The 19,473-nt window shown below is 42.2% G+C and carries 17 protein-coding genes; 15 read left to right on the top strand and 2 right to left on the bottom strand.

The genetic code is table 11. From position 1 onward, the window contains the following. The first annotated feature begins 59 nt into the window (after window positions 1–59). The 12 genes from argC (at window position 60) to holA (ending at window position 13,935) form a co-directional block, all read left to right on the top strand. On the top strand, window positions 60–1,115 hold the full coding sequence (gene argC, locus DW650_RS07635) for an N-acetyl-gamma-glutamyl-phosphate reductase (RefSeq protein WP_117919404.1): 1,056 nt from the start codon (window positions 60–62) through the stop codon (window positions 1,113–1,115). Window positions 1,116–1,210: 95 nt separating this feature from the next. After that, the gene (locus tag DW650_RS07630; protein WP_118209529.1) at window positions 1,211–1,672 is read left to right on the top strand and encodes a GNAT family N-acetyltransferase; all 462 of its coding nucleotides are present in this window, start codon (window positions 1,211–1,213) and stop codon (window positions 1,670–1,672) included. A gap of 100 nt (window positions 1,673–1,772) precedes the next feature. Continuing rightward, the gene (gene argJ / locus DW650_RS07625) at window positions 1,773–2,996 is read left to right on the top strand and encodes a bifunctional glutamate N-acetyltransferase/amino-acid acetyltransferase ArgJ (protein ID WP_118209567.1); all 1,224 of its coding nucleotides are present in this window, start codon (window positions 1,773–1,775) and stop codon (window positions 2,994–2,996) included. 102 nt (window positions 2,997–3,098) lie between these two features. After that, a complete protein-coding gene (gene argB, locus DW650_RS07620; RefSeq protein WP_117919400.1) occupies window positions 3,099–4,001 on the top strand; it encodes an acetylglutamate kinase in 903 nt (300 codons plus the stop codon). Further along, window positions 3,994–5,187, top strand: a complete 1,194-nt coding sequence (locus DW650_RS07615; protein WP_117919398.1) for an aspartate aminotransferase family protein — start codon at window positions 3,994–3,996, stop codon at window positions 5,185–5,187. Before argB ends, DW650_RS07615 begins: the two co-directional genes overlap by 8 nt. Before the next feature lie 109 nt (window positions 5,188–5,296). Continuing rightward, window positions 5,297–6,502, top strand: coding sequence for a hypothetical protein (locus tag DW650_RS07610; RefSeq protein ID WP_241070704.1), 1,206 nt, complete (start codon window positions 5,297–5,299; stop codon window positions 6,500–6,502). A 117-nt stretch (window positions 6,503–6,619) separates the two neighbouring features. Next, a complete protein-coding gene (locus DW650_RS07605; protein WP_117919396.1) occupies window positions 6,620–7,273 on the top strand; it encodes a helix-hairpin-helix domain-containing protein in 654 nt (217 codons plus the stop codon). Between the two features lies 1 nt (window position 7,274). After that, window positions 7,275–7,967, top strand: coding sequence for a response regulator transcription factor (locus DW650_RS07600; RefSeq protein WP_006858401.1), 693 nt, complete (start codon window positions 7,275–7,277; stop codon window positions 7,965–7,967). Window positions 7,968–7,979: 12 nt separating this feature from the next. Further along, window positions 7,980–9,422, top strand: a complete 1,443-nt coding sequence (locus DW650_RS07595; RefSeq protein WP_118209528.1) for a sensor histidine kinase — start codon at window positions 7,980–7,982, stop codon at window positions 9,420–9,422. Window positions 9,423–9,456: 34 nt separating this feature from the next. Then, window positions 9,457–10,404: a GerMN domain-containing protein gene (locus tag DW650_RS07590; RefSeq protein ID WP_241070703.1), complete on the top strand. Its 948-nt coding sequence runs from the start codon at window positions 9,457–9,459 to the stop codon at window positions 10,402–10,404. Window position 10,405: 1 nt separating this feature from the next. Continuing rightward, window positions 10,406–12,898 carry a DNA internalization-related competence protein ComEC/Rec2 gene (locus DW650_RS07585; RefSeq protein WP_243102888.1) on the top strand — a complete coding sequence of 831 codons (2,493 nt, stop codon included), beginning with the start codon at window positions 10,406–10,408 and terminating at the stop codon, window positions 12,896–12,898. Window positions 12,899–12,948: 50 nt separating this feature from the next. Beyond that, a complete protein-coding gene (gene holA / locus DW650_RS07580; protein ID WP_118209527.1) occupies window positions 12,949–13,935 on the top strand; it encodes a DNA polymerase III subunit delta in 987 nt (328 codons plus the stop codon). Between the two features lie 89 nt (window positions 13,936–14,024). On the opposite strand, the gene rpsT is transcribed toward holA, so the two are convergent. Next, on the bottom strand, window positions 14,025–14,288 hold the full coding sequence (gene rpsT / locus DW650_RS07575) for a 30S ribosomal protein S20 (protein WP_022112069.1): 264 nt from the start codon (window positions 14,286–14,288) through the stop codon (window positions 14,025–14,027). A 230-nt stretch (window positions 14,289–14,518) separates the two neighbouring features. Between rpsT and gpr the strand changes: the two genes are divergently transcribed. From gpr to DW650_RS07560, 3 genes are read left to right on the top strand one after another with little or no spacing between them, the layout of a single operon-like run. Beyond that, window positions 14,519–15,478 (top strand): GPR endopeptidase, encoded by a 960-nt coding sequence (gene gpr, locus DW650_RS07570; RefSeq protein WP_118209526.1) that lies wholly within the window; start codon window positions 14,519–14,521, stop codon window positions 15,476–15,478. 49 nt (window positions 15,479–15,527) lie between these two features. Then, window positions 15,528–16,829, top strand: a complete 1,302-nt coding sequence (spoIIP, locus tag DW650_RS07565; protein WP_118209525.1) for a stage II sporulation protein P — start codon at window positions 15,528–15,530, stop codon at window positions 16,827–16,829. Window positions 16,830–16,877: 48 nt separating this feature from the next. Next, window positions 16,878–17,429: a phosphatase PAP2 family protein gene (locus tag DW650_RS07560; RefSeq protein ID WP_117919384.1), complete on the top strand. Its 552-nt coding sequence runs from the start codon at window positions 16,878–16,880 to the stop codon at window positions 17,427–17,429. A gap of 68 nt (window positions 17,430–17,497) precedes the next feature. Here the strand turns inward: DW650_RS07560 and asnB are convergent, their stop codons facing one another. After that, window positions 17,498–19,345, bottom strand: a complete 1,848-nt coding sequence (gene asnB / locus DW650_RS07555) for an asparagine synthase (glutamine-hydrolyzing) (protein WP_118209524.1) — start codon at window positions 19,343–19,345, stop codon at window positions 17,498–17,500. Between the last annotated feature and the right edge of the window lie 128 nt (window positions 19,346–19,473).

The raw sequence follows: 19,473 nt of genomic DNA, 5'->3' as shown, positions 1-19,473 counted from the left end.
TGACAGATAAGAAATTTTAAAAGGCATATAAAATAAGGATAAGCAGAAAGGACGAAAAAATGATAAGAGCAGGAATTATCGGAGCAACCGGTTATGCAGGAAATGAACTGGTTCGTATTTTAATGGGACATAAAGAAGTGGAGATCAAATGGTATGGATCCCGCAGTTACATAGATAAAAAATATGCAGAAGTTTATCAGAACATGTTTGAGATCGTGGATGATGTGTGCTTAGACGATAACATGGATGAACTTGCAAGCCAGGTGGATGTGATCTTTACAGCAACTCCGCAGGGATTTTTAGCAGGGGTGCTGACAGAAGATATATTAAATAAGGTAAAGATCATAGATTTGAGTGCTGATTTCAGAATCAAGGATGTATCTGTTTATGAGAAATGGTACAAGATCGAGCACAAGACTCCGCAGTTTATTGAAGAAGCTGTTTATGGACTCTGTGAGATCAACCGTGATAAAGTAAAAGGAGCAAGATTGATTGCAAATCCGGGTTGTTATACCACTTGCTCTATTCTGACAGCGTACCCGCTTGTAAAAGAGGGCATGATCGATCCTAATACGCTGATCATTGATGCAAAATCAGGAACTTCCGGTGCGGGGCGTGGCGCGAAACTGCCAAATCTGTTCTGTGAAGTCAATGAAAACATGAAAGCATATGGAGTGACAAATCACCGTCATACACCGGAGATCGAGGAACAGCTTGGTTATGCGGCAGGAAAAGAGATCGTTGTTAATTTTACACCGCATCTGGTTCCGATGAACCGTGGTATTCTTGCAACAGAGTATGCGACACTGGTGAAAAAAGCAGATGGCAGCCTTCCTTCTTATGAAGAAGTAAAAGCAGTCTATGATAAATATTATGCGAAAGAAAAATTTGTCCGTGTACTTGAGAAAGATGTCTGCCCGGAGACGAAATGGGTAGAGGGCAGCAACTATGTGGATGTCAACTTTAAGATTGATGAGAGAACCGGCCGTATCGTGATGATGGGAGCACTTGATAATCTGGTAAAAGGTGCAGCAGGTCAGGCGGTACAGAACATGAATCTGTTATTTGGTTTTGATGAGGCAGAAGGCTTAAATATGGTTCCGATGTTCCCATAAAGTGGATGGACGATTACATTGGAGTCTGTGACTACAATTTTATGTGGTAAAAAATAACTGGATGAGACAGTTATGCTAGAAGAGGAATAAAAGACATGAAAGAGAACAAGGTAAATATCCGTGAGATGACAATGGAGGATTTTGAGGAGGTACATGCGCTGTGGATGGGAATCCACGGGTTTGGAATCCGGAGCATTGACGATTCGAAAGAAGGTGTGGAACGTTTTATCAGACGTAATCCGACTACCAGCATGGTGGCGTGCGAAAATGGCAGGATCGTCGGTGCGATTCTGTGTGGTCATGATGGAAGACGCGGATGTTTATATCATGTCTGCGTTCACGAAGATTACAGAAAGCAGGGCATTGGACAAAAGATGGTGGAGGCCTGTCTTGCAGCTTTAAAACGTGAACATGTCAATAAAGTAAATCTGATCGCCTTCAAAAAAAATGATGTTGGAAATCATTTCTGGCAGGGGATGGGATGGACATTCCGTGAGGATGTTAATTATTATGAATATGTCACAAATGAAGAAAACCAGACGGTATTTAATCCGTAAAAATACAATTTTCACACGCAGGATTTGAGCTACGCACAAACTTGAGATGCAAAAGAAAACTTTGTCTGCATTAGAAAGCAGTGCAGGAATGGAGGAAACGATGAAACAGATCAAAGGCGGAGTTACCGCAGCAAAAGGATTCGAAGCAGCAAGCACAGCAGCAGGAATCAAATATAAAGACAGAACAGATATGGCAATGATCTACAGCGAGGTTCCGTGTGCAGTGGCAGGTACATTTACCACAAATATTGTAAAGGCCGCTCCGGTAAAATGGGATCAGCATGTAGTCTATGACAGCAAAATGGCGCAGGCAGTTGTTGTCAATGCAGGTATCGCAAATGCATGTACCGGAGAAGAGGGAATGAGCTACTGTAAAGCAACCGCAGAAAAAGTAAACAATCTGCTTCATATCCCGACGGATGAGGTACTTGTGGCATCAACCGGAGTCATTGGTATGCAGCTTCCAATCGAACGTATCTGTGCGGGAGTTGAAACGATGGTTCCACAATTAAATGGCGATATCGAAAGCGGACATAAAGCTGCACTTGCGATCATGACAACGGATACGCATGAGAAAGAAGTGGCAGTTGAGATCGAACTTTCCGGTAAGACGGTCACGATCGGCGGCATGTGCAAAGGTTCCGGCATGATCCATCCGAATATGTGTACCATGTTAAGTTTTGTGACAACGGATGCTGCGATTTCACAGGAGTTGTTATTAGAAGCATTAAAAGCGGACGTGGAAGATACCTATAACATGATCTCTGTAGATGGCGATACATCCACAAATGACACCTGTCTTCTGCTGGCAAACGGAACGGCAGAAAATACAAAGATCACAGAGAAAAATGCGGATTATGAGACATTTACAAAAGCACTCCGTTTTGTCAACGAGACACTTGCAAAACAGATGGCAGGAGACGGAGAAGGTGCAACTGCATTGTTTGAAGTGAAAGTAGTCGGAGCTGAGACAAAAGAACAGGCAAAGATCTTAAGCAAATCCGTCATCACATCAAGCCTTACCAAGGCAGCTATCTATGGACATGATGCAAACTGGGGCAGAATCCTCTGTGCCATGGGCTACTCCGGTGCACAGTTTGATCCGGAAAAAGTAGACTTATTCTTTGAGAGTGCCGCAGGAAAAATGCAGATCATCAAAGACGGTGTCGCCGTCGATTACAGCGAAGAAGAAGCAACCAAAATCTTATCCGAGCCGGCAGTCACCGCCATCGCCGACATCAAAATGGGAGATGCAGAAGCTACCGCCTGGGGCTGCGATCTGACTTACGACTATGTAAAAATCAACGCGGACTACCGTTCATAAAAAGGCGTGCCTTCATTTTATCTGGCAGGTGGTCACAGCAAACAAAATATGGATAGAGTTTCGCACTGCAATATCAACATTTTATAGAGGAGAACCAAAGCAATGGAAGAAAATAACAATATGAAAGAAATTTTGCAGAAAGCCGAAGTGCTCATTGAAGCGCTCCCTTACATACAGCGTTTTAACCGTAAGATCATTGTGGTAAAATATGGTGGAAGCGCCATGGTAGATGAAGAATTAAAAAAACATGTCATCCAGGATGTTACCCTGTTAAAACTGGTTGGATTTAAACCAATTATTGTACACGGCGGTGGAAAAGAGATCAGCAAGTGGGTCGGAAAAGTCGGTATGGAGCCTGTATTTGTCAACGGACTGCGCAAAACAGACGAAGCGACCATGGAGATCGCTGAGATGGTGCTAAACAAAGTCAATAAGTCACTTGTGACACTGGTACAGGAACTTGGAGTAAATGCGGTCGGTATCAGTGGAAAAGATGGTGGACTTTTAAAAGTAGAGAAGAAATATTCAAACGGTGAGGATATCGGTTACGTTGGTGAAATCACTGAGGTAAAACCGCAGATCTTATATGATCTGTTAGAAAAAGATTTCCTGCCGATCATCTGTCCGGTCGGAATGGATGCAGAATACAACAGCTACAATATCAATGCGGATGATGCTGCATGTGCGATCGCAAAAGCAGTAAAAGCTGAAAAACTGGCATTTTTAACCGATATAGAGGGTGTTTACAAAGATCCGGAAGAGAAAGATACCCTGATCTCTGAACTTCGTGTATCAGAAGCAAGAGAATTGATCGGGGATGGATTTATCGGTGGCGGCATGCTTCCGAAGTTAAATAACTGTATTGATGCAATCGAGAACGGTGTTTCAAGAGTCCATATCTTAGATGGACGTATCGCACACTGCCTGCTTCTTGAAATCTTTACAAACCGCGGAATCGGAACTGCTATATTAGGAGATAAGGAGACGAAGTTTTATCATGAATAAAGAAGGATATATAAGTGAAGCAGAGGAGAATATCCTCCATACATATAACCGGTTTTCATTGGTATTAGACCATGGAGAGGGAGTGTATCTGTACGATACAGATGGCAAAGAATATCTGGATTTCGCGGCAGGTATTGCTGTGCAGGCATTCGGATATGGTAATAAAGAGTATGGGGATGCATTAAAAACACAGATCGATAAAATTATGCATACGTCAAATCTTTATTATAATGTGCCGATCATCCATGCAGCAGAGCGGGTAAAAAAGGCAAGCGGTATGGACCGTGTATTCTTTACTAACAGTGGCACAGAAGCAATCGAAGGTGCGATCAAGGCTGCAAAAAAATATGCCTATACGAGAGATGGTCATGCAGGTCATGAGATCATTGCAATGAATCATTCTTTCCATGGAAGAAGCATCGGAGCGCTTTCCGTCACCGGCAATAAACATTACCAGGAACCGTTTGAACCACTGATGCCGGGTGTGAAATTTGCAGATTACAATGATCTCGACAGTGTGAAAAAGCTGATCACGGATAAAACCTGTGCGATCCTGTTTGAAACAGTACAGGGTGAGGGCGGTATTTATCCGGCGACGAAAGAGTTTATGGAAGGTGTAAGAAGCCTTTGTGATGAGCATGATATTTTACTGATATTAGATGAGATCCAGTGTGGTATGGGACGAACAGGAGAAATGTTTGCATGGCAGCATTATGGTGTGAAACCGGATATCATGACAAGTGCAAAAGCCCTTGGCTGCGGTGTACCGGTCGGAGCATTCATGATGACAGAGAGAGTAGCAGAAAAGTCCTTAAAACCGGGCGATCATGGAACAACTTATGGTGGAAATCCATTTGTAGGGGCTGCAGTTGACAAGGTGCTTGAGATGATGGAGCGCGACCATATCACGGATCATGTCAAAGAGATCGCACCATATCTGGAAGAAAAATTAGATGAACTGGTTGATTCTTATGATTTCTTAACGGCACGCAGAGGACTTGGACTGATGCAGGGCGTTGTATCCGAAAAACCGGTCGGACAGATCGCCGCAAAAGCACTTGAGGAAGGTCTGATCGTGATTACGGCGGGGGCGGATGTACTTCGTTTTGTACCGCCACTTATCATTGAGAAGAAACATGTAGATGAGATGATCGGAAAACTGAAAAAAGCCCTGGATCAGATGTAAGGATCATGGAATAGCTGACCTGTCTGCATGATTGATGAATGGATGAAAATAAGACTGCACACGGATGTGTGCAGTCTATTGTCGTAAAATGAGGAATAGGAAAGAGATTATGAAGAATGTACAGAAAAGAAGTGTAATTGCAGCCATAGTGGTATGTGCAGGAGCAGCCATTATGGCTGGTGTCGTTTCAAAACAGCCTGAAAAAGAAGCGGCATTTCGTTTGCCGGAAAAACAGACGGATGCAGAAGAACAACAGCCGGGTGCAGAAACAGATCCATATGATGCCGCAGAAACAGATCTGACGGTGTGGTATGAGGATGCATCTTATATGGATTTCTTTGAATATGCAGCAAGACAGTATTTTGCAAAGACCGGTGTTAAGGCAGTTTTTAAATGTCAGGATACATTAGATTATATCGGAATGATCTATGATGACACCATAAAAGGAGAGGATTATCCGGATGTTTATCTGCTGAATGGTGACGGACTTGAGGAGGCATATTTATATGGACTTGCCGCATTAAATGAGACACAAAAAGCATATGAAGGTGCATCACAAAAGGCATTGGAGGCTTCCTCTTACGAAGAAAAGCTGCTGGGATATCCGCTCAGTTATGATGCAAATGTGTTTGTTTATCAGAATGGATATTTTGAAAATCGGCCGGAATCACTGCAGGCAATTATTGATTATTCGAATGAGAATGAACCGGGTGAAAATGTGGAATACCTATTGGAGTGGGATGTAAATGATGCATTTTATGATTTCCCATTCATTGGCAACAGCGTGACATTTGAAAAAACAGCACCGGAAATGATGAATGTAACCTATGATGAGGATTTGTATCAGAAAGATCTTGAGTATTTTGAGACGATTCTTGGCTCATTTTCCCTGGATATCAATACAGTTTCCATGGACAGTATATTAGAACATTTTAAAGATGGAAAAACACTCTGTGCATTTGTGAACACAGATTCCCTGCAAAAATTAGATGATATATCTTATTCTGTGATGGAGATTCCGGCATTGAATGAGGAACTTCCATCTGTTGCATGTGCATCTACGGATATGCTGGTTGTTAATGATTTTTCAAAGAATGCGTCCGATGCAGCAGATTTTGCAGAGTTTGTGACTGTACAGCTTGCAGACGTGCTGCACGATATGAGTGGTCATTATTCCGTATTTTTATCGCAAAATGCGTCTGATGCGGAAAAAACTGCATATCAGGCATATGAGGATGCCATTTTACTGCCGGATTCCCAGGATGCAAAAGACTTCTGGGTAGGTTTAAAGGAAAAAATTGCCGAGTATTTTTAAATTTTATAAAAATAAATGAAATAAATTTTATACACTCTTGTAATAAATGAAAAATTTCGTTAAAATATAGAGAGTGGGCATTGAGGACTCCTTCTAATATAAGAGAAGGAGATGCTTATGATTAAAAAAATTATAAAAGTACTATGTTTTTCATGTTTCTGCCTGTTGGCAGCAGCATGTGGAGAAAGAGAAAACGTCTATTTTCAGACAGAAACATCTGTGGCTGGAACACAGCAGAACGAGGATGTGGCGGCGACAGAGATTATGGCAGAGAATAACGCGGATGATACACAGACGGCGGGGTCTGATAAAAAACGCTTTGTGTATATATGCGGAGCTGTAAATGTGCCAGGTGTTTATGAAGTGGAACAGAATGCAAGACTCTATGAGGTGGTTGAAGCTGCCGGTGGTCTGAGGGAGGATGCGGCAGAAGAGTCTGTCAATCAGGCACGTCAGATTGAGGACGGAGAGATGATACGCATCCTGACACAGGAAGAGGCAGCGCAGGCTGGTGATGAAGAAGCAGGGGAAGGGGCAGAGAATGACGTGAAAGCAGAAACAGCAAATGATTCAGACGGCAGGATCGATCTGAATCTTGCAACTGTGGCAGAACTCATGACGCTTCCCGGAATTGGTCAGGCAAAAGCGGACAGTATTGTCCGTTACCGCGAGAAGAATGGTGCTTTTTCTTCTATAGAGGAGATCAAGCAGGTAGAGGGAATCAAAGAGGGCGTTTATAATCGAATAAAAGATAATATAAAGGTGAAGTAAAATGGCAAAAAAGGTTCTTGTTGTAGATGATGAAAAGTTAATTGTAAAGGGTATCCGGTTCAGCCTTGAACAGGACGGAATGGAAGTAGACTGCGCATATGACGGGGAAGAAGCATTAAAAATGGCAACCGAAAATGCTTATGATATGGTGCTGCTTGATATCATGCTTCCGAAGATGGACGGATTTGAAGTATGCCAGCACATCAGGGAGTTTTCTAATATGCCGATCGTCATGCTTACCGCAAAGGGAGATGACATGGATAAGATCTTAGGTCTGGAGTATGGCGCAGATGATTATATCACAAAACCATTTAATATCCTTGAAGTAAAAGCAAGAATTAAGGCGATCATGCGGCGTACAGCAGCAAGTCAGCCGAAAAAAGAGGACAGCAAAGTCATAGAAGCGGGAGATCTGAAATTAGACTGTGAGAGTAGGAGACTCTTTATTTTAGGAAAAGAAGTGAATCTTACTGCAAAAGAGTTTGATCTGTTAGAACTTCTTGTCAATAACCCAAACAAAGTCTACGGCAGGGAGAATCTTTTGAATCTTGTGTGGGGATACGAATATCCGGGAGATGTGCGTACAGTGGATGTTCATGTGAGACGTCTGAGAGAAAAGATCGAGAGTAATCCGAGTGAGCCGAAGTATGTGCATACCAAATGGGGTGTTGGATATTATTACTCTCAGAATTAGTAAGGTGCAGCCATGACGAAATTAAAAAAATTTACCGATTTTCTGAACAGCCTGAGATTCAGGCTGATTCTTTTACTTATTCTTATAGGTGTGATACCGTGTGTTCTGTTACGGATTGGGATGCTGAATTCATATGAAAACAGGGCTGTTTCACTTCGAACCAGTGAAATCTTAAGTCAGGCGAAAATTTTAGCAAATCAGATCGTGTCAAATGATTATCTGGAAAATTCCGGTTCTCCTACTATCAATGCGCAGTTAGAGCAGCTTTCTACTATTTATGACGGACGTGTCATGATCATCAGCGACACGTTTCAGGTAGTGAAAGATACTTATAAGCTCGATGAAAAAAAGACGATCATTTCAGAGGAAGTCATTAAGAGTTTTTATGGAGAAGAGATTACAAAATATGATTCGAAATATCGTTATATTGAGATGACGATACCACTTGTGCGCACAGATCAGGAAAACGAAAGCAGACAGGTGATCGGTGTCATGATGGTAAGTGTATCGACGGACACAATCAGTCTGAATTTAGAATATCTTGCAACCAATACAAGGATTATTGAATTGATCTGTATTTTTTCGGTTGTTTTTGCGAGTGTAATCATTGCAGGGCAGATGGTGAAACCATTTCATAAGATGTCAAAGTCGATCGATGAGATTCAGACAGGTTATGGAGAGGATGCACTTTCTGTCAATGATTATACAGAAACCAGAATGATCAGTGAGAAGTTTAATAAAATGTTGGGAAGAATGAAGGTGTTAGACGATTCGAGACAGGAATTTGTATCGAATGTGTCGCATGAATTAAAAACACCGCTTACTTCCATGAAGGTGCTGGCGGATTCCATCAACAGTATGGAGGATGCTCCGATAGAGCTTTATAAAGAGTTTATGGGAGATATCGGTAACGAGGTGGATCGTGAGACGAAGATTATCAATGATCTGCTTTCCCTGGTCAAGATGGACAAGGCAGCAGGGGATTTAAATATCACGAATATTAATATTAATGAATTGTTAGAGCAGATTTTAAAACGCCTGCGTCCGATCGCAGATAAGCAGAAAGTGGAGCTTGTGCTTGAGAGTTTCCGACCGGTCAGTGCTGATGTCGATGAGGTCAAGATCACGCTTGCCTTTACCAACCTGATTGAAAATGCGATCAAGTATAACAAAGAAGATGGCTGGGTACATGTTTCGCTGAATGCTGATCATCAGTATTTTTATCTGAAAGTTGAGGATTCCGGAATCGGAATACCGGAAGATTCCTTAGAACATATTTATGAACGTTTTTACCGCGTGGACAAGTCACATTCCAGAGAGATCGGTGGAACAGGACTTGGTCTTGCCATAACGCGAAATGCAGTGCTGATGCATCGTGGTGCGATCAAGGTATTCAGTACAGAGGGAGAGGGAACGATCTTTAATGTTCGTATTCCGCTCAACTATATTTCATAACAGATTGGATCTATTGAAAATGAAAGGTCAGATTATGGATAAAAAAATAATTATCCTGTTGTCAGGATTTATTCTGGCAGTTATTTTGCTGACAGGATGTGGAAACAATGAGGTAGCCAGTGAATATCATATTGAATATCTGAATAAAGAAAAAACAAAAATCGTAGATGTTCCTTATGAGCCACAGGCTTCCGATACGCAAGGTTTGATCGAAGAATTTTTAGCAAAGTTAAGCTCGGATTCTGACAATGTTGAGTACCGTAAACCGATACCAAACGGGGTGGAGGTTACCGATTATTCACTTGACGGTGTAATGCTTTCGATTCATTTTGATGCAGATTACAGCAGTATGGCAGAGGTGGAGGAGGTATTGTGCCGGGCAGCAGTTGTTCTTACAATGACGCAGATTCCTGGGGTGGACTGCGTATCATTTTATGTGGCGGACGCACCACTTACGGATGTCAGAGGCAATATTGTCGGAAGTATGAATCAGGACAGCTTTATTGAGAATCCGGGGGAACAGATTAATTCCATTCAGTGTACGACATTAAAACTTTATTTTGCAAATGAAGCCGGTGATGGTCTGGTAGAAGAGACAAGAAGTGACGTATATTACAGCAGCAATGTGTCAATGGAAAAACTGATCATGGAACAGCTTCTGGAGGGACCACAGACAGAGGGGGCGAAGTCTGCAATCCCGGCAGGAACGAAACTGATCAATGTATCAGTGGTGGATGGTGTCTGCTATGTGAGTCTGGATGAAAACTTTAAAAATCAGGATTATCAGGTAAATGAGGCAGTTGTCATTTATTCAATCGTGGATTCCCTGACAGAATTGTCTACGATCAGTAAAGTACAGATCTCAGTCAACGGAGATACCAGTGGCACTTACCGTGATAATTTTAAATTGAGCGACATGTATGACAGGAATCTTGATTATGTCGTTACACTGGAGGAGACAGGAACAACAGAGGAGGAGTAGATTGGGGAAAAGACCATTTTTGGAAATGGCGGCCGGGTTTATCTGCGGTATTTTCATTGCAGTATATGGAAAACCGTGGATGATCGTGCCCGGATGTATTGGAATTTTGTTATGGACGGCAATCCTGGCGGGATATGGTCTGGGGTGGCCGGAGAATGACAGATATCCTGCCTGGAAGCGGCGATGCTGCGTGGGGGTGTTATGTGCGGCATTTTTTTCCCTGGGCTGGTATCATTGCCGGGCGGTGCAGGCGGCAGAAAATCAGTATTTGCCGTATTTAGAGGATGGAAAAGAAATCTTCTTGAAAGGAAAGATTGCAGGCAAAGAGCAAAAAAAGGAACAGTACTTATACTATATGTCATCCTGTCAGATCAGACAGGATCTTAAAATCAAAGAATGGCAGAGGGTATCTGCAAACGTCATTATCTATTGTGAGTCCGACACATATTCTATCGGACAAACGCTTGTATTACATGGGAAAACAAAATTATTTAACCGGGCACGCAACGAGGGAAACTTTGATCAGGCGGCTTATTATAAAGCGCGGGGAATCTCATTTGCTGTAAATGATGTGGATGTAAAGAATGCATACGGAAAAAGGGATCGCATTGCAGAGACAATGTATGGATGGAAATATTACCTTGCTGGTGTGTATGAGTGCGCACTTGGAGCACGGGAGGGTGGAATTTTAAATACGATGCTTCTGGGAGAGAAAAATCTTTTGGATGCAGAGATAAAACAGCTTTACCGTACGTCCGGAATTTCACATATTCTGGCGATATCAGGTCTGCATATATCTATGATCGGTATGACATTTTACCGTTTTTTGCGAAAGAGAAGTCTTGGTTTCTGGGGAGCGGGAATTTTTGCAGCAGTTTTTATGGTTTCATATGGTCTGATGACAGGAATGGGATATTCGTCTTTCCGGGCAGTCAGTATGTTTTGTATTCTTCTGCTGGCACAGGCAGTGGGACGAAGCTATGATTCGTTAAATGCAATGGGTTTTGCAGCACTGCTCATTCTGTGGAAACAGCCGTTTGCACTATGTGATGCAGGTTTTCAGTTTTCGTTTATTGCGGTATCTGGTGTGGTCTGGGCTGGAAAAATCGTTCAAAGTGCATACCAGGGGTATGTATTGTTACAGAAAATTGCTATGGGATTCGTACTTCAGCTTGTAATACTGCCGGTCACAGCGTGGTACTTTTTTGAAATTCCGGTATATGCGATGCTGATAAATCTGCTTGTACTTCCATTTGTCGGTATTGCGCTGGCATCAGGGATAGCGGGAGGCCTGCTGGGAAGTGTCGTGATACCAAAGACGGCAGTGTTATCCGGGGAATCACTGGTTTCTGCTATAGAAACCCTGCCGCATATGTACAACGGTATGGGATGGAAATGGAAGATGGTACGTATCGTATTGTTACCATGTCATGTGATCTTAAGCGGCTGTGAAAAAATCTGTACGATCGCATCGGATCTGCCAAAAGCAATGGTAATTACAGGAAGACCATCCGCAGTAAGAATAGTGCTATATTATCTGTTGCTGCTTGGAGGACTTTTTTTACTTTTCTGTGTGACAAAACGACAGGAAAAAGAGTCACATGGGTGGATACCTTTTATCTGTGGTTTTGGTCTGCTTGTTTTTTTGTTTGTACCATTTCAAAAAGACATGAAACTCACTGTGCTTGATGTCGGACAGGGTGACGGAATTTATCTGCATACGGACAATGGATATGATGTTTTTATAGACGGTGGAAGTACGGATGTGCAGAGTGTGGGAAAATACCGCATCTTACCATATTTAAAGTCAAATGGTGTAAAAGAAATCGATTATTGGTTTGTATCCCACACGGATCAGGATCATATATCCGGTCTGTCGGAACTTTTTGAAGAAAGATACAGGATCAGAAATCTCGTATTTTGGAGGGGAATGGTACAGGATGAAAGTTATAAGAAGCTGGTTTTGCTTGCAAAAGAACATGGAACAAATATATGTACAATGAACCGTGAGGATATATTATTCCTTGGAGAAGGAAAGATAACAGCCATTTCACCGGAATACCATGCAGGAGATGAAAAAAGGAGTGATACATCTGCGGATAAAAATGAGGAATCACTTGTGCTATTATATGAGGAAAAAAGTTTTTCGGCACTGTTTACCGGCGATATAGGGGAAATGCAGGAAAAAAAGATTTTAAACTGGTTAAAAGTTTCGGATATCGATTTTTACAAGGCAGCTCACCATGGCTCAAAATATTCAAATACAAGATCATTTTTGAACGCAGTATCGCCGCGGATTTCTGTTATTTCCTGTGCGAAAAAGAACCGGTATGGTCATCCGGGCAAAGAAGCGGTTGAAAATATAAAAGATACGGGAAGTTCCTTGTTTTATACGATGGAAGATGGTCAGATCACTGTGACACGGTCAAAGAAACATGCGCTTACAGTACAAAAATATCTGGTGCCGGATAAGCAGTTTGTATTTGTAAGGTAATGTATGCTATACTGTGATAAAGCGAAACGGACAAAAAGGGATGGAATAAAATGAAAACGATTGATGAGGATATTAAGAGCGGAAATTTCAAACAGATCTATCTGTTGTATGGAACGGAAGCATATTTAAAGAAACAATACAAAGATAAACTGAAAAATGCAATGGCAGCGCCGGATGATACCATGAATTTTACGAGGTTTGAAGGGAAAAATATCAATCCGAAAGAAGTGATCGATCTTGCCGAGACACTGCCTTTTTTTGCGGATAAAAGAGTCATACTGATCGAGGACAGTGGCTTTTTTAAAAGTTCCTGTGAGGATCTTGCCGAATATCTGTCACAGGTGGCGCCAGCGACACATTTTATCTTTGTGGAGGAGGAAGCAGATAAGCGTTCGAAAATGTATAAAGCGGTTAAAAATAATGGAAAAATCGTAGAATTTTCGGCACAGAGTGAGGAACTTTTGACACGCTGGATTCTGACGAGACTAAAGAAAGAGGGGAAAAATATCACCGGTTCTGTGATGCAGCTATTTTTAAGCAGGACAGGAACGGACATGGGAAATATCGACAGGGAATTAGAGAAGCTGATCTGTTATGCTCTGGATCGGGATGTGATCACAGCGGAAGATGTGATGGCAGTTACGACAGAACAGACCACCAATAAGATATTTGAGATGGTCAATGCGATAGCGGAGCATAACAAACGCAGAGCACTGGATCTTTACTATGATCTTCTGACGTTGAAAGAACCGCCGATGCGTATCATGTTTCTGATCACCAGACAGTTTCAGATCCTTTTGAATGTGCGTGATATGGCAGGACGAGGGATGGACAACCAGACAATCGCGAAAAATGCAGGAATACCTCCGTTTGCAGTAAAAAAGAATATTTCACAGGCAAAAGGATTTACGATGGCACAGTTAAAGATGGCGCTTTATGATGGAGTGGATTTAGAAGAGTCTGTAAAAACAGGGCGGATGAATGACCAGATGGCAGTGGAACTTTTTATCATGAAGTACAGCAGTACGAAGAGATAAGTCAAAAAAACACCAGTATGACGGTACTGGTGTTTTTTATTATGTGGTCGGGTTAAAACCACATATAAGTTTTATCTATGTTTCAAAAATTAAGCTAATCCGTTAACAAGTTTTGTTAAACGGGAAACTTTTCTAGCAGAATTGTTCTTGTGGTAAATTCCTTTAGAAGAAGCGCTCTCGATGGTTGAGATAGCAACTGTTAAAGCAGCTTTTGCAGCCTCTTTATCATTTGCAGCCACTGCAGCCTCAACTTTTTTAATAGAAGTCTTAACTTCGCTTCTGATCGCTTTGTTTCTAGCAGCTCTTGTCTCTGTTACTAAAATTCTTTTCTTTGCAGATTTAATGTTAGCCAATCCGTACACCTCCAATTTGTAATCGTTATTGTTCATGATTGTTACATTAAAGCCGGACACGGACAGTTCAATGTAAACATACTGGTATATTATAGGTCAGTATATTTTTGTTGTCAAGTATAAAACAGCAAAATAATGAGAAATTATGGATATTTTTTTCGCAGATTTGAAATAATATAGGCAGAGATAACAGATGCCGGGAGCAGGGCATTGGGATATAGGGGGAATTTATGTATCAGATCCGGACAGATTTAGCACTTGAAACGCAGGAAAAAATGCAGGAAGATCATGTTGATTTAAAGGGAGTCCGCTTTTTAGAAGAGAAAGTAGATAAAAATATCACGATCAGCACAGTGGTCATTGAAACAGAAAACGGTGCAAAGACGATGGGAAAACCAAAGGGAACCTATATTACGATCGAGGCGGGAAATATGGATGAGGAGGACGAGGATTACCACAGAGAGATATCTGTGCAGCTTGCACAGATCATTCGTAAGCTGATACGGGACAGAAAAGAAGAAATGTCAGTGTTGGTTGTAGGACTTGGAAACCGTGAAGTTACACCAGATGCGTTAGGCCCCCGTGTGGTGGACAACCTGTTTATCACAAGACACATTATAAAAGAGTATGGAAAATATGCATTCGGGGAAAAAAATGTAAACCGGATCAGCAGCATCGTACCGGGAGTTATGGCACAGACGGGGATGGAAAGCCTTGAGATCATTCACGGGATCATTGATGAGACAAAACCGGATATTGTCATTGTTATTGATGCGTTAGCTGCGCGGAGTACCAAAAGGTTAAACCGGACGATCCAGGTTACAGATACCGGAATTAACCCAGGCAGCGGAGTTGGAAATCACAGACACGGCCTGAATAAAAAGAGTCTAGGGGTTCCGGTGATCTCAATCGGGATACCGACGGTTGTGGATGCTGCGACCATCGTCAATGACACGATGTTTAATCTGATCGCAGCTATGAGCCAGAGCAGAGCTTTTGATAAGCTGGGAGATTCGTTAAAGGAACTGAATGATGGGGAAAAATATGAATTGATCAGGGAACTGCTCTCACCGAATTTAAATGCGATGTTTGTGACACCAAAAGATATCGATGAGTCAGTGAAAAGATTAAGTTTCACGATCTCTGAGGGCATCAATATCGCATTTATGGGTGAAATGCTGCCGGTATAAATGGATGGGATACTGACATAATGAAAATTGAAAGAGCATACAGTGTAGTATGTATGCTTATCGTTATCGGTCTTTAAAAAAGAAAAAAATAAAAGCAGCCGTCTGGCTATGGATATTGTTATCGGCTTTCATTGCGCTGCTGATACAGACAGATAAATCCTTTCTGACAAAACTGGGAGAGGAGGGGGCAGAAAGCTGTTGTGAAAAAGTACTTGAATTTTATCTTCCCGGCCTGTCATACAGCATAAAGGATGAAAATGAGTGGTCTTTGGTGGAAAAAGTGATCGGTGTACTTTTTTCGGAGGAGGATGTCAATACAGAAAGTGAATCATATAAAACCCAGATCGAGAGTGATCTGTCTTATGAGACAATCTTAGCGCGGGAGGCTGCAGATGAAAACTATGTGGATGAAAAGACTGGGAAAGTGATACCATCTGTCGGAAGCGCAGATGGTACGAGCCTGCCAGATGATGAAAAAGAGGTTGAGAATACAAAAGAGAATGTGGAAGAACAAGACATGGCACAAGATCAGACTTTGAAAGATACAGACAGTAAAGAAGCGGCAGCAGTGGCAGATGGTAAAGTGGTCACGTTTGCCAGGGAAAAGCTGGATGATTTTGATTATCTGATCCAGAATTTTTATCAGGTAGATAATACGACAACAATCGGGAGCGCACAGCTTAATGCAGATGCCCTGCTTGGAAAGGATGTGCGTTTAAGCCATGATGCATCCACACCGCAGATTCTGATCTATCACACACATTCACAGGAAGGATATGCAGATTCTGTCCCTGGTGATGCTTCCATGACGGTGGTGGGTGTCGGAGATTATCTGACAGAGCTTCTGACACAAAAATATGGTTTTTCTGTTATCCACCACACGGGGCAGTATGATGTCGGAGACAGAGATCATGCTTATGCAAAAGCGGGGCCTGCGTTAGAACAGATTTTAGCGGAGAATCAGAGTATTGAGGTTGTGATCGATCTGCATCGTGACGGCGTTGGGAACAATACAAGGCTGGTGACAGAACAAAACGGTGTGCAGATGGCACAGGTGATGTTTTTTAATGGGTTAAGCCGTACGACGAAAACAGGTGATATCGAATATCTGTATAATCCTTATATCGCAGATAATCTGGCGGTATCGTTTCAGATGCAGCTAAAGGCGGCGGAATATTATCCGGGATTTACCAGAAGAATTTACCTGAAAGGGTACCGCTACAATATGCACTATTGCCCGAAAACGCTCCTGATTGAGGTTGGGGCACAGACGAATACACTCGAAGAAGCAAAAAATGCAATGGTGCCGCTTGCTGATCTGCTCAATAAAGTATTGACGGGACCACAGTAGAAAAGTAAAATATTCGTAAAAATGTAAAAAAATGGGGTAATACATAAGATGGATGCTTTGTTACATTTAGATGGCAATATTTTATTATGGATACAGGAGCATGTGAGAAATGATATGCTGACACCTGTGATGAAATTTATCACACATTTGGGAGACGCCGGATGGATCTGGATCGCACTCACAGTTTTGTTTCTGCTTTTAAAAAAGATGCGAAAGACCGGGCTGCTTATGACGTGTTCACTGATTGGATCTTTGATCATTAATAACCTTATTCTCAAAAATCTGGTTGCCAGAACAAGACCTTATGAAGCAGTGGATGGATTGCAGCGTATCATAGAAGCGCAGAAGGATCTGTCATTTCCATCTGGTCATACCGGCAGTTCGTTTGCGGCAGCAGTTGTTATTTTTCTCACATGTCCGCGAAAGATCGGAGTACCGGCTCTGATCCTCGCATTCCTGATCATGTTCTCAAGGCTTTATGTCGGGGTTCATTATCCGACGGACGTTCTTGCCGGAATGGTCACAGGAACACTGATCGCGGTGCTGGTATGTGCGGTATACCGGAGAAAGTTTCCGGACAATGATGTGCAGAAATTCTGAAATATTTTGTTATATGAATTGGAAAATGGCTTGAAAAGTCAAAAATAAAAGACTTTTCAAGCCATTTTTTATATGGAAAGATGATATTTTTCCATCCAGTAATTTAGCTGTATAAAGTAAGCTAAAAGCTGGGGACCTGCCATGAGCTGTCCAAACCAGGGCTTTCCATATTCTTTTGGAGATTCCATAAATTTTTTAACTTTCTTTTTGTCAATAAGCGGAAGAATGGGAGCATTGCTGTCCGCTAAAATATCCGTCATTCGTGAGATCAGAATTTTTTCATAACCCGGATGATAGGTCTTGGGGTAAGGGCTTTTTTTGCGGTGCAGCAGTTCAGGCGGCAGAAGATCACAGAAGGCATCGCGTAAAAGGGATTTTTCTACACCGCCCTGGTATTTCATTTCCCAGGGGACGTTGTATACATAATCGATAATGCGATGGTCTGCAAATGGAACTCTCGCTTCAAGACCGGAATACATACTGGTGCGGTCCATGCGGTCGAGCAGTGTCTGCATAAACCATTTGATATTCAGGTAGGCGATCTCTCTGCGTCTGTATTCTTCGGCAGTTTCGTCCGGAAGATGTGGTGTCTTTTTTAAAGATTCTTCGTATCTGGCATGGGAATAAGAAGAAAGATCAAGATTCTTTACGACATCATCGGCAAGAAAAACAGTACGGGCATTTGTATCTGCAGACCATGGAAAACCGTCCTGATGCATCAGCTCTTTGCGGTAAAACCATGGATAGCCGCCGAAAATTTCGTCAGCACATTCTCCGGTCAGTGTTACCTTGTTCTGTTTTTTTACGAGTGAACAAAAATAAAGCAAAGAGGCATCCACGTCCGTCATACCAGGCATATCTTTCGCATCTACGGCAGTATAGAGCATGTCGGCAAGTGTTTCCTGTGTACATTCCAGATAGGTATGGTTTGTTTTACAATGCTTTAACATGCAGTTTACATATGGAAGATCGCGTTCCGGCTGAAAGGAATTGGACTGGAAATAAATATCATTTTCCGTAAAATCGAAGGAAAAAGTATTTAGGGTTTTGTCATGTGCGCTCTGGTAAGATGCGGCAAGGGCAGTAACGATGCTTGAATCAATGCCGCCGGATAAAAATGTACAGACCGGTACATCGGATACCATCTGCCGTTTTACAGTATCGCGTATGAGGAAAGATACATGTGCTACTGTATCTTTATAGGAGTCCGTATGAGGCAGACATTTCAGATCCCAGTAGATGGTGTCGGAAAGACCGGAGGTGTTAAAACACATGTAATGACCGGGCAGAACTTCGCAGATGCCGCGGAAAATCCCATAGCCGGGTGTGCGTGCAGGACCAACCGCAAGCAGTTCCCTTAAGCTGTTTTTGTCGATGGAAGGTGTCAGATCCGGAAAACAAAATAAGGCTTTGGGTTCGGAAGCAAAAACCAGTTCGTTGTCTTTTACAGAATAAAAAAGAGGTTTTGTTCCTACCCTGTCGCGATAGAGTAAAAGCTGTCCGGTGGCACCATCCCAGATGGCAAAAGCAAAAATTCCGTTTAAGTGAGAGACAAAGGAAGCACCGAAATGCATATAGGCATATAAGATCACTTCTGTATCAGAGGTTGTAAGAAAGTCAAATCCTGCAGCGGTAAGTTCTGGTATCAGTTCATCGGTATTATAGATTTCTCCGTTGTAGGCGATAGCATAATCAGCACCGTTGTGGTGGCGTATCATAGGCTGGGCACCGTGCGTAATATCACGGATGGAAAGTCTCTGATGTGACAGGCCGGCATGCGGTGCCAGATAGATACCGGAAGCGTCGCCGCCACGGTGTATCAGTTTTTGATGCATGGAGATCAGTACATTCTCCCAAAAGGACTGTCTGTCCGTATAACAGCGTTTCAGACTGCAAAATCCTGCAATTCCGCACATAAGTTCACTCCATTTTTTGAAAACAGATTTATTCCCTGTTAGTATATGCAGACCCATTATATTTATGATAAATTGCTATCCAAAAAATGATAAAAACAGTCGGATTTCCCGGAAAAACTTGGAATTAT

Origin of the sequence: Roseburia sp. AM23-20 (genome assembly GCF_003470905.1) — a bacterium.
In the GTDB taxonomy this organism is placed as follows: Bacteria; Bacillota; Clostridia; order Lachnospirales; family Lachnospiraceae; genus Roseburia; species Roseburia rectibacter.
Note: the sequence above shows the minus strand (reverse complement) of the source record. Positions and strands in the feature narration are given on the sequence as shown.